The sequence below is a fragment of the Pseudomonas sp. AL 58 genome, from assembly GCF_036348395.1.
GTDB lineage: Bacteria > Pseudomonadota > Gammaproteobacteria > Pseudomonadales > Pseudomonadaceae > Aquipseudomonas > Aquipseudomonas defluvii.
The window spans coordinates 401,421-412,742 of record NZ_JAZBQR010000002.1 but is presented as its reverse complement, the minus strand read 5'-3'; the positions used below and the strand labels follow the sequence as shown (position 1 = coordinate 412,742).

10 protein-coding genes are annotated in these 11,322 nt (G+C 59.2%); 2 read left to right on the top strand and 8 right to left on the bottom strand.

Annotation, left to right across the window (positions count from 1 at the left end):
* The 8 genes from rseP to rpsB all read right to left on the bottom strand — a co-directional run bounded on the left by rseP (position 1) and on the right by rpsB (position 7,462).
* Positions 1-1,353: a sigma E protease regulator RseP gene (rseP, locus tag UIA24_RS02300; RefSeq protein ID WP_330522083.1), complete on the bottom strand. Its 1,353-nt coding sequence runs from the start codon at positions 1,351-1,353 to the stop codon at positions 1-3.
* Positions 1,354-1,410: 57 nt separating this feature from the next.
* On the bottom strand, positions 1,411-2,601 hold the full coding sequence (gene ispC, locus UIA24_RS02295; RefSeq protein ID WP_099773720.1) for a 1-deoxy-D-xylulose-5-phosphate reductoisomerase: 1,191 nt from the start codon (positions 2,599-2,601) through the stop codon (positions 1,411-1,413).
* Positions 2,598-3,413 (bottom strand): phosphatidate cytidylyltransferase, encoded by an 816-nt coding sequence (locus tag UIA24_RS02290; protein ID WP_099773719.1) that lies wholly within the window; start codon positions 3,411-3,413, stop codon positions 2,598-2,600. The genes ispC and UIA24_RS02290 overlap by 4 nt, the downstream gene beginning before the upstream one ends.
* The gene (gene uppS, locus UIA24_RS02285) at positions 3,413-4,168 is read right to left on the bottom strand and encodes a polyprenyl diphosphate synthase (RefSeq protein WP_099773718.1); all 756 of its coding nucleotides are present in this window, start codon (positions 4,166-4,168) and stop codon (positions 3,413-3,415) included. The genes UIA24_RS02290 and uppS overlap by 1 nt, the downstream gene beginning before the upstream one ends.
* 15 nt (positions 4,169-4,183) lie before the next feature.
* A complete protein-coding gene (gene frr, locus UIA24_RS02280) occupies positions 4,184-4,741 on the bottom strand; it encodes a ribosome recycling factor (RefSeq protein ID WP_099773717.1) in 558 nt (185 codons plus the stop codon).
* Complete coding sequence (gene pyrH / locus UIA24_RS02275) at positions 4,738-5,481, bottom strand: UMP kinase (RefSeq protein ID WP_099773716.1); 744 nt, start codon at positions 5,479-5,481, stop codon at positions 4,738-4,740. The genes frr and pyrH overlap by 4 nt, the downstream gene beginning before the upstream one ends.
* 181 nt (positions 5,482-5,662) lie before the next feature.
* Positions 5,663-6,526 (bottom strand): translation elongation factor Ts, encoded by an 864-nt coding sequence (gene tsf, locus UIA24_RS02270; RefSeq protein ID WP_099773715.1) that lies wholly within the window; start codon positions 6,524-6,526, stop codon positions 5,663-5,665.
* A gap of 195 nt (positions 6,527-6,721) precedes the next feature.
* Positions 6,722-7,462, bottom strand: coding sequence for a 30S ribosomal protein S2 (rpsB, locus tag UIA24_RS02265; protein WP_099773714.1), 741 nt, complete (start codon positions 7,460-7,462; stop codon positions 6,722-6,724).
* Positions 7,463-7,803: 341 nt separating this feature from the next.
* On the opposite strand from rpsB, the gene map reads away from it, so the two are divergent.
* A complete protein-coding gene (gene map, locus UIA24_RS02260; protein WP_102052870.1) occupies positions 7,804-8,586 on the top strand; it encodes a type I methionyl aminopeptidase in 783 nt (260 codons plus the stop codon).
* 28 nt (positions 8,587-8,614) lie between these two features.
* A complete protein-coding gene (locus tag UIA24_RS02255) occupies positions 8,615-11,314 on the top strand; it encodes a [protein-PII] uridylyltransferase (protein ID WP_099773712.1) in 2,700 nt (899 codons plus the stop codon).
* Positions 11,315-11,322: the final 8 nt, after the last annotated feature.

Here is an 11,322-nt window from a genome sequence, read left to right as displayed (position 1 = left end):
TTACAGACGACCCAAATCGTTGATCAGGGCGAGCAACATCACCCCGACTACCAAACTGATACCGATCTGGATTCCCCAACCTTGCACCCGATCAGAGAGCGGGCGACCACGCGCCCACTCGATCAGGTAAAACAGCAAATGCCCCCCATCCAACACTGGAATAGGCAGCAAATTCAGAACCCCCAGGCTAATGCTCAGATAGGCGAGGAAATTAAGGAAATCACCTACACCGGACTGGGCCGAAGCGCCCGCCACTTTAGCAATGGTTATCGGTCCGCTCAAGTTTTTTACCGAGAGCTCGCCGAACAGCATTTTCTTGAGCGAATCCAGGGTCAGAACACTCATGTTCCACGTGCGAGAAAGCCCTTCGCCAACCGCTGCAAGCGGCCCGTAACGCACCTCGCGCAGCATGCTTGGCGGCCATTCGACTGCCTTCACCCCAGCACCAAGATAACCACTGGCAGCCTTGCCTTCGCCACGCGTGGCCAGGTTCACCGGCAACTCCAGCGTGGCACCATCGCGCTCAACGCTCAGCGTTACGCGACCGCCGGCACGACTGCGCACCTTGTCGACCACCTGCTGCCACTCATTCACCGCCTGACCATCGAGTGCCAGCAGACGATCACCGGGTTTCAGGCCCGCAGCCTGAGCGGGGCCTTTAGGGTCGAGCTCGGCCAACACTGGCGGCAACGCAGGACGCCACGGACGAATCCCCAGGGAATTGATCGGGTCCGGCTCATCAGCACCCTTTAGCCACTTATCGAGCTTGAGCACATGGGTGCTCTCAGCATTGCTGCCCTCTTCCCTGACCGTCACCTGCAGCGAACCGGTCTCACCAAGGCGACGGATCAACTGGAGATTGACCGCAGCCCAACCGTTGATCGACTCGCCGTCTACGGCAATGACTTCCTGACCGGCGCCCAGACCGGCAGCCGCAGCAATACTATCGGCCTCGACTGCACCAATGACCGGGCGCACCTGCTGGCTGCCCAACATGGCCAGCACCCAGAAAAACAGAATGGCGAGCAAAAAATTGGCAATTGGGCCGGCTGCGACGATAGCGATGCGCTGGCGCACCGACTTTCGATTGAACGACTGATCCAGCTGATCGGGCGGCACCTCACCCTCTCGCTCATCGAGCATCTTGACGTAGCCACCCAACGGGATCGCCGCGACCACAAACTCAGTGCCGTGCCGATCATGCCAGCGAAACAGTGGCAGACCGAAACCCACTGAAAAACGCAAAACCTTGACGCCGCAGCGGCGCGCCACCCAGAAGTGACCGAACTCGTGAAAGGTGACCAGCACACCCAATGCAACCAGGGTGCCGATAATCATATAGAGCGCACTCATGTCTCTCTCCGAATGACGTTCATCGGACGCTGACGCTGCGCCATGAAGCGCGGCGCATCAGCGTCCGTGACGGCTCAACCACTGACCGGCCAAAAGGCGCGCCTGGTGATCAGCCGCAAACACGGCTTCAAGCGTATCGACCGCTACCACCGACTCATGATCGAGTACATCTTCGATCATACTCGCGATCTCCGGGAAGCGGATGCGCCGCTCAAGAAATGCAGCCACCGCCACCTCATTGGCTGCGTTGAGCAGCGCCGGGGCACTACCCCCAGCGTCAGCAGCCTGACGCGACAGGCGCAGGCAAGGGAAACGCTGCTCATCCGGCGCCTGAAAATCCAACCGGGCAATCGCAAACAGATCCAGTGGTGCAACCCCTGAGTCAATCCGCTCAGGCCAGGCCAGCGCATTGGCAATCGGTGTACGCATATCGGGATTGCCCAACTGCGCCAGCACAGAGCCATCCACATAATCGACCAGAGAGTGGATTACGCTTTGTGGGTGAACGACCACCTCAATCTGGGCCGGCCGGGCATCGAACAGCCAACAGGCCTCGATCAATTCCAGCCCCTTGTTCATCATGCTTGCCGAGTCGACAGAGATTTTCCGCCCCATCGACCAGTTCGGGTGCGCACACGCCTGCTCTGGCGTCACGTCAGCCAGTTCGCTTTGCGGGGTTTGCCGGAACGGGCCACCTGACGCAGTCAACAGGATTCGCCGTACGCCAACCTGAGGCAGGCCGCGGGAGAAATCGCCCGGCAGGCACTGGAATATCGCATTATGCTCGCTGTCGATCGGCAACAACACTGCGCCACTCTGACGCACAGCCTGCATGAAGAGTGCGCCGGACATGACCAGCGCCTCCTTGTTGGCCAACAACACTTTCTTGCCAGCTTCGACAGCTGCCAAGGTAGGACGCAAACCCGCCGCACCGACAATGGCCGCCATGACGGTATCCACTTCAGAGGCAGCCGCAACCTGGCACAAACCCGCTTCGCCAACCAGCACTTCGGTAGCCGAGCCGGCTGCGCGCAGGTCAGCACGCAACTGCTGCGCGGCTTCGACGCTTGGCACCACGGCATAGGACGGGGCATGGCGAATGCAAAGTGCGAGCAACTCGCTCAAGCGCGAGTAACCGGTCAATGCGAACACCTGGTATCGCTCGGGATGACGAGCAATTACATCAAGCGTGCTGAGACCGATGGAGCCAGTGGCCCCAAGCACGGTAATACGTTGCAGACCGCTCACATCGCGCCCCAGTTAGCTGCCCAAAGCAGCACAGCAAATAGCGGAATGGCAGCCGTCAGGCTGTCGATACGATCCAGCACACCGCCATGACCTGGCAGCAGATTGCTGCTGTCCTTGATCCCTGCACGGCGCTTGAACATGCTCTCGGTCAAGTCACCCACGACCGAAACAGCAACAACCAATGCCGCGCCAAGCACCCCCAACAGCAACTCAGTGGCCGACCAGCCACGATTCACGCCGACCGCCACGGTAATGGCCAGGCTCAGCGCTACACCACCATAAACGCCTTCCCAGCTCTTGCCTGGGCTGACCTGCGGTGCCAGCTTACGCTTGCCAAAGGCCTTACCGGAGAAGTAGGCCCCAATATCGGCAGCCCACACCAGCACCATGACCGACATGATCAACCCGTTACCGAGCGGCCAATGCTTGAGCAGGATAAGCCCCTGCCATGCCGGCAGAAGGATCAATAAACCGATCAGCAGCTTGCAGGCGGCACTGGCCCACAACTCGCTACTCGCGGGATAGGTCAAGACCAGCCAGGTTGCCACCCCCCACCACAACACCGACGCACCGAGCACCCAAGGGGCCAGATCCGGCATCAGGTGCAGCAGCATCAGCAAACCGGCTACCACGGCGGCGTAAGCGATACGCAATGCCTGGGCGACCAGCCCCGACAAACGCGCCCATTCCCAAGCGCCCAGGGTCACAACTCCACCAATGAACAAGGCGAAATCGCCACCTTCGAGCAGAAAGAAACCACCCAGAGCGATCGGCAACAGGATCAGCGCAGTGATGATGCGTTGTTTAAGCATTAAGCACGGGCTCCTGCTTCGACCTGCTCGCTGGTTCTACCAAAGCGGCGCTGACGCGAAGCAAAATCGGCCAGCGCCTTGCGCATGGCTTCGTGTTTGAAGTCCGGCCAGAACAGGTCGGAGAAATACAACTCGGAATAGGCCAACTGCCAAAGCAGGAAGTTGCTGATACGGTGCTCCCCCCCTGTGCGAATACACAGATCAGGCAACGGCAGATCACCGGTAGCCAGGCAGGGTTGCAGCAGCTCCGGCGTGATGTCCTCCGGGCGCAAATGCCCCGCCTGAACTTCCCGCGCCAAGCGCTGGGCAGCCTGGGCGATATCCCACTGGCCACCGTAGTTGGCAGCGATTTGCAGGATAAAGCGACCACTGCCCGCAGTCAGCGCTTCAGCCTCACGCATGGCAGCCTGCAGCTCCGGATGAAAGCGCGACCGATCGCCAATGATCCGAAGGCTGATGTTGTTCTCGTTCAGGCGCTTGGCTTCGCGGCGCAAGGCCGAGAAGAACAGCTCCATCAACGCACCGACCTCATCAGCCGGCCGCTGCCAGTTCTCACTGGAGAACGCGAACAGGGTCAGTACCTCGACCTTGGCTTCGGCGCACACCTCGATCACCGCACGGACGGCATCAACACCAGCCTTGTGCCCGGCAACGCCGGGCAGCAGACGTTTCTTCGCCCAGCGATTGTTTCCGTCCATGATGATCGCGACATGGCGCGGCACCGACGGGGACACACCCTGCTTGCTCTTTTCCATGAAAAAGTCCCGGCCTCAAACAGCCATCAGATCCTTTTCCTTGGCTTCCAGCGCCTTGTCGACTTCCGCGACGAACTTGTCGGTCAGCTTCTGCAACTCATCGGCCGCACGACGTTCTTCGTCTTCGCTGATCTCTTTGTCCTTGGACAGCTTCTTCAGGTCTGCCAGGGCATCACGACGCACGTTACGCACGGCGACCTTGGCATCTTCGGCAACGCCACGCGCCTGCTTGGTGTAACCCTTACGGGTTTCTTCCGTCAGGGCAGGCATTGGCACACGGATGGTGGTGCCGGCACTGCTTGGGTTCAGGCCCAGATCAGAGGTCATGATCGCCTTTTCAATGGCAGCGATCAGCGTCTTGTCGTGCGCAACGATTTTCAGGGTACGCGCATCTTCCACGCTGATACCGGCGACCTGATTCAATGGCATGTCGCTGCCATAGGCCGGCACCTTGACGCTATCGAGAATGCTTGGGTGCGCACGGCCAGTACGAATGGAAGCCAGGTTACGAGCCAGCGATTCCAGGGACTTGCCCATGCGGCTTTCAGCGTCTTTCTTGATTTCGTTGATCATTCTTCGCCTTCCTCGATCAGAGTTCCTTCAGCGCCGCCCACTACGATATTCAGCAGAGCGCCAGGCTTGTTCATGTTAAATACCCGCAATGGCATCTTGTGATCACGGCACAGGCAGATTGCGGTGAGGTCCATCACGCCGAGTTTGCGATCCAACACTTCATCGTACGTCAGACGGTCAAACTTCTCAGCATGCGGATCCTTGAATGGATCGGCAGTGTACACGCCATCGACCTTGGTCGCCTTCAATACCACATCGGCATCGATTTCGATGGCGCGCAGGCACGCGGCCGAATCGGTGGTAAAGAACGGGTTACCGGTACCGGCGGCAAAGATCACCACATCGCCGGAATTGAGATGACGCACACCTTTGCGGCGGTCGTAGTGATCAGTCACACCGACCATGGAGATAGCCGACATGACGATTGCCGGGATGTTCGAGCGCTCAAGCGCATCACGCATGGCCAGGGCGTTCATCACGGTAGCCAGCATCCCCATGTGGTCGCCAGTAACGCGATCCATGCCCGCAGCACTCAGGGCGGCGCCGCGGAACAGGTTACCGCCACCAATGACCAGGCCAACCTGAACACCGATGCCAACCAGCTGACCGACTTCAAGGGCCATGCGATCCAGGACTTTCGGGTCGATGCCGAACTCTTCCGAGCCCATCAGGGCCTCGCCGCTAAGTTTGAGCAAAATGCGTTTATAGCGAGGTTGACGACCACTCACCTGCTGAGCCATTGCGAATCTCTCCTGCGGCGTTTGTATAAAATTCTTGGCGGGCTGTTTTCAGCCGGCTCTAACTCTAGCGTGGCGCTGCTACAGCGCCTGCGGGAACAGGTCTCGTAAACCACCCCCGCTTTGACAAAGAGGCTGCGCGCGTGAGCGGGCAGCCTCTTTGGGGCAGACAGATGAATCCGTCTTATTGCTTGGCAGCAGCCAGCTGAGCGGCAACTTCTTCAGCGAAGTTGTCAACTGGCTTCTCGATGCCTTCGCCGACCTTGAAGTAGGTGAAGGAAACGATTTCAGCGCCAGCTTTCTTGGCCAGAGCACCAACGGTGACTTCTGGGTTCATCACGAAGGCTTGCTCGACCAGGCTGGCTTCAGCCAGGAACTTGGTGATACGACCAGCAATCATCTTCTCGACGATTTCAGCTGGCTTGCCCTTCATCTTGTCTTCGTTGAGGGTCATGAAGACGTTCTTCTCACGCTCGATGGCCTCAGGAGAAACCTGCGATGGCAGCAGGAACTCAGGGTTGCTGGCAGCAACGTGCATGGCGATTTCTTTGGCCAGCTGGACGTCGCCGCCCTTCAGGACAACAGCAACACCGATCTTGTTACCGTGCAGGTAGGTACCGACAACGTCACCCTCAACGCGCACCAGGCGACGGATGTTGACGTTTTCGCCGCACTTGGCAACCAGGGCTTCACGAGCAGCTTCACGCGAAGCGATCAGCGGAGCGGCATCGGTCAGCTTTTCAGCGAAAGCCTGTTCAACGCTTTCGGCAACGAAGTTTTTGAAGTCATCTTGCAGAGCCAGGAAGTCGGTCTGCGAGTTCACTTCCAGCAGGACGGCGGACTTGTCGTCAGCCTTGATGGCGATGGCGCCTTCGGCGGCAACGTTGCCAGCCTTCTTGGCAGCCTTGATGGCGCCCGAAGCACGCATGTCATCAATGGCTTTTTCGATGTCGCCGCCAGCCTTTTCCAAGGCTTTCTTGCAGTCCATCATGCCTTCGCCAGTACGCTCGCGCAGTTCTTTTACCAGCGCTGCAGTAATTGCTGCCATTTCAAAATCCTCTTGGATAGGTTTTCAACCATTCCACCCGATCGGAACGGGCGTTCAATTCTGTGGAAATCCACTGCCAACTGCACACACAGACAAAGATGATGCAACGACAATGCTGACAAGCGGATTTCAAGGTGGCAAAAAGGGGGCCTAGCCCCCTTTTTGCGCACTGAGTCAACGCAAAGCGTTACCGACTCAGCCCTCTACCGAAGCAGCTGGAGCGTCTTGGACGTACTCTTCGGTACCGCCAGCGACGTTGTTACGGCCACGGATAACGGCGTCTGCCATGGAAGCCATGTACAGTTCGATGGCGCGGATGGCGTCGTCGTTACCTGGGATGATGTAGTCAACACCTTCTGGGCTGCTGTTGGTATCGACAACGCCGATAACAGGGATGCCCAGCTTGTTGGCTTCGGTGATCGCGATGCGCTCGTGATCAACGTCGATGACGAACAGTGCATCAGGCAGGCCGCCCATGTCCTTGATACCGCCCAGGCTGCGATCCAGTTTTTCCAGATCACGGGAGCGCATCAGGGCTTCTTTCTTGGTCAGCTTGGTGAAAGTGCCGTCTTCAGCCTGAGTTTCCAGCTCGCGCAGACGCTTGATGGAAGCACGGATGGTCTTGTAGTTGGTCAGCATGCCGCCCAACCAGCGGTGATCGACGTACGGCGAGCCGCAACGAGCTGCTTGTTCAGCAACGATCTTGCCAGCGGAACGCTTGGTGCCGACGAACAGAATCTTGTTTTTGCCCTGAGCCAGGCGCTCAACGAAAGTCAGTGCTTCGTTGAACATTGGCAGGGTTTTTTCAAGGTTGATGATGTGAATCTTGTTGCGCGCGCCGAAAATGTACTTGCCCATTTTCGGGTTCCAGTAACGGGTTTGGTGACCGAAGTGCACACCGGCCTTCAGCATATCGCGCATGTTGACTTGGGACATGATAGTTCCTTGATAAGTCGGGTTGGGCCTCCACGCATCCCAATGACCAACCAGCGATCCTAAGATCGAAGGCACCCAGGCCATCGTGTCGACACGTGTGTGGGTTAGTGCTTTCGGGGCTATCCCCGGAAAGCGGCGCATTTTATACCACAGAAGCGCGCGCAGCGAAACCCGAAATACCAACGCAACCGGGCGACTTTTGCACCGCCTGCGCAATCACGCCATTATGCGCCCTAATAGTGGCAGCAAACACGCTGCTGGCGCCTGCTGGCTACGTCGCTCTGTTAGAATCCTGCCTTTATCCGTTTATTCGCGCGACACCGCGCTGTAGAGAGCCTGCAATGACCGTCACCATCAAAACCGCCGAAGACATCGAAAAGATGCGCATCGCCGGCCGCCTGGCCGCCGACGTTCTGGAGATGATCGAAGAGTACGTCAAACCCGGCGTGACCACTGAAGAGCTGGACCGCATCTGCCACGACTACATCGTCAATGTCCAGCAGGCCATCCCTGCACCGCTCAACTACAAGGGTTACCCGAAGTCGATCTGCACCTCGATCAACCACGTGGTCTGCCACGGCATTCCGAATGAGAAGCCGCTGAAAGATGGCGATACCCTGAACATCGACGTCACCGTCATCAAGGACGGCTACCATGGCGACACCAGCCGCATGTTCCACGTCGGCACCGTGCCGGTCTGGGCCGAGCGGCTGTCCAAGGTCACTCAGGAATGCATGTACAAGGCCATCGAGCTGGTCAAGCCTGGCTGCCGCCTCGGTGATATCGGTGAAGTGATCCAGAAGCATGCCGAGAAGAACGGTTTCTCGGTGGTTCGCGAATTCTGCGGCCACGGTATCGGCAAGGTATTCCATGAAGAACCACAGATCCTGCACTATGGGCGTGCCGGCACCGGCATGGAACTTCAGGAAGGCATGACCTTCACCATTGAACCGATGATCAACCAGGGGCGTGCCGACACCAAGGTACTGGGCGACGGCTGGACAGCCATCACCAAGGACCGCAAGCTCTCTGCGCAGTGGGAACACACCCTGGTCGTAACGGCCACCGGGTATGAGATCTTCACCCTGCGCAAAGACGACACCATCCCCCGCACTTCGGCCTGAACCCGCCCTACTGTAGGAACTTGATTCGATGCCCCAGGTGGATCCCGAGCTGTTCGACCGAGGCCAGTTCCAGGCGGAACTGGCTCTCAAGGCAAGCCCCATCGCCGCCTTCAAGAAGGCCATCCGCCAGGCTCGAGAGGTGCTGGATCAGCGCTTTCGCGATGGCCGCGAGATCCGCCGACTGATCGAAGACCGCGCCTGGTTCGTCGACAATATCCTGCAGCAGGCCTGGAACCACTTCGAGTGGAGTGACGAGGCCGATATCGCCCTGGTTGCGGTCGGCGGCTATGGTCGCGGCGAACTGCACCCCTACTCGGACATCGACCTGCTGATTTTGCTCGACAGCGCCGACCATGAAGTGTTCCGCGACTCGATTGAGCGCTTCCTGACCCTGCTGTGGGATATCGGACTTGAAGTCGGCCAGAGCGTGCGCTCGGTCGACGAGTGCGCCGAACAGGCCCGCGCCGACCTGACGGTGATTACCAACCTGATGGAAAGCCGCACCATTGCCGGCCCCGAGCGCCTGCGCCAGCGCATGCTCGAAGTCACCAGCACGGCGCACATGTGGCCAAGCCGGGAGTTCTTCCTGGCCAAGCGCGCCGAGCAGAAAGCTCGGCACCACAAGTACAACGACACCGAGTACAACCTGGAGCCCAATGTCAAAGGCTCCCCTGGCGGCCTGCGCGACATCCAGACCGTACTTTGGGTTGCGCGCCGCCAGTACGGCACGCTCAACCTGCACGCCCTGGCAGATGAAGGCTTCCTGCTGGAAAGCGAAAACGAGCTGCTGGCTTCTTCCCAGGAGTTCCTGTGGAAGGTCCGCTATGCCTTGCACATGCTTGCAGGGCGCGCCGAAGACCGCCTGCTGTTCGATCACCAGCGCAGCATTGCCGCGCTGCTGGGTTTCACCGACGAGAACCCCAAGCGCGCCATCGAACAGTTCATGCAGCAGTATTACCGGGTGGTCATGAGCATCGCCGAGCTGAGCGATCTGATCATCCAGCACTTCGAGGAAGTGATCCTCGCCGATGACAGCTGCAGCAGCACTCAGCCGCTGAATCCGCGCTTCCAGTTGCACGACGGCTACATCGAAGCGGTGCGCCCGAATGTGTTCAAGCGCACACCATTCGCCATGCTGGAAATCTTCGTGCTGATGGCCCAGCACCCGGAGATCAAGGGCGTACGCGCCGACACCATCCGCTTGCTGCGCCAGCATCGCCACCTGATCGACAGCGAATTTCGCCACGACATCCGCAACACCAGCCTGTTCATCGAGCTGTTCAAGTGTGAGATCGGTATTCACCGTAACCTGCGCCGCATGAACCGTTACGGCATCCTCGGTCGCTACCTGCCGGAGTTCGGCCTGATCATTGGGCAGATGCAGCACGACCTGTTCCACATCTATACGGTCGATGCGCACACGCTGAACCTGATCAAGCACCTGCGAAAATTGCAGTACACGCCTGTATCGGAAAAATTCCCGCTGGCCAGCAAGCTCATGGGCCGCCTGCCCAAGCCTGAACTGATCTACCTGGCCGGGCTGTACCACGATATCGGCAAAGGCCGTAAAGGCGACCACTCCGAGATCGGCGCCATTGATGCCGCAAGCTTCTGCAAGCGTCATCAGTTGCCCGTCTGGGACAGTCGCTTGATCGTCTGGCTGGTGCAGAACCACCTGGTGATGTCCACCACAGCCCAGCGAAAAGACCTCTCTGACCCGCAGGTGATCTACGACTTCGCCCAGTTGGTCGGCGACGAGGTTCACCTTGACTACCTCTATGTACTGACCGTGGCCGACATCAATGCCACCAACCCGAGCCTGTGGAACTCCTGGCGAGCCAGCCTGCTACGCCAACTCTACACAGAGACCAAGCGCGCCCTGCGTCGTGGCCTTGAGAACCCGCTGGACCGCGAGGAACAGATCCGCCAGACCCAGAGCGCCGCATTGGACATCCTGGTGCGAGAGGGCACAGACCCGGATGACGTCGAGCAACTCTGGTCACAACTGGGCGACGACTATTTCCTGCGCCACACCGCGGCCGATGTGGCCTGGCACAGCGATGCGATCCTGCAGCAACCCGCGGATGGCGGGCCACTGGTGCTGATCAAGGAAACCACGCAACGCGAGTTCGAGGGCGGCACCCAGATCTTCATCTATGCCCCCGACCAGCATGACTTCTTCGCCGTGACCGTGGCGGCCATGGACCAGCTCAACCTGAACATCCATGACGCCCGGATCATCACCTCCAGCAGTCAATTCACCCTCGACACCTACATCGTGCTCGACAACGACGGCGGTGCAATTGGCGACAATCCAAAACGGGTCAAGCAAATCCGCGACGGCCTGACTGAAGCACTGCGCAACCCGGATGACTACCCGACCATCATCCAGCGCCGAGTACCGCGCCAACTCAAGCATTTCAACTTTGCCCCGCAGGTGACCATCCACAACGATGCCCAGCGCCCGGTCACCGTGCTTGAGCTGAACGCCCCCGACCGCCCTGGCCTGCTGGCGCGGATCGGCCTCATCTTCCTGCAGTTCGACCTGTCGCTGCAGAACGCCAAGATCGCCACCTTGGGCGAACGCGTGGAAGATGTGTTCTTCATTACCGATGCCAACAACCAGCCGCTCTCCGACCCGCAGCTGTGCAGCCGCCTGCAGGATGCGATCGTGCAGCAGCTGCAGGCCGACCAGGCCGGTGTCGAAATGTCCCGCTTGACCATTTAACGTTTGAC

What these genes read in the sequence shown, in the direction of transcription:
- rseP (WP_330522083.1), bottom strand. Translation starts at nt 1,353, where the DNA reads ATGAGTGCGCTCTATATGATTATCGGCACCCTGGTTGCATTGGGTGTG.
- UIA24_RS02290 (WP_099773719.1), bottom strand. Translation starts at nt 3,413, where the DNA reads ATGCTTAAACAACGCATCATCACTGCGCTGATCCTGTTGCCGATCGCT.
- uppS (WP_099773718.1), bottom strand. Translation starts at nt 4,168, where the DNA reads ATGGAAAAGAGCAAGCAGGGTGTGTCCCCGTCGGTGCCGCGCCATGTC.
- frr (WP_099773717.1), bottom strand. Translation starts at nt 4,741, where the DNA reads ATGATCAACGAAATCAAGAAAGACGCTGAAAGCCGCATGGGCAAGTCC.
- pyrH (WP_099773716.1), bottom strand. Translation starts at nt 5,481, where the DNA reads ATGGCTCAGCAGGTGAGTGGTCGTCAACCTCGCTATAAACGCATTTTG.
- tsf (WP_099773715.1), bottom strand. Translation starts at nt 6,526, where the DNA reads ATGGCAGCAATTACTGCAGCGCTGGTAAAAGAACTGCGCGAGCGTACT.
- rpsB (WP_099773714.1), bottom strand. Translation starts at nt 7,462, where the DNA reads ATGTCCCAAGTCAACATGCGCGATATGCTGAAGGCCGGTGTGCACTTC.
- map (WP_102052870.1), top strand. Translation starts at nt 7,804, where the DNA reads ATGACCGTCACCATCAAAACCGCCGAAGACATCGAAAAGATGCGCATC.
- UIA24_RS02255 (WP_099773712.1), top strand. Translation starts at nt 8,615, where the DNA reads ATGCCCCAGGTGGATCCCGAGCTGTTCGACCGAGGCCAGTTCCAGGCG.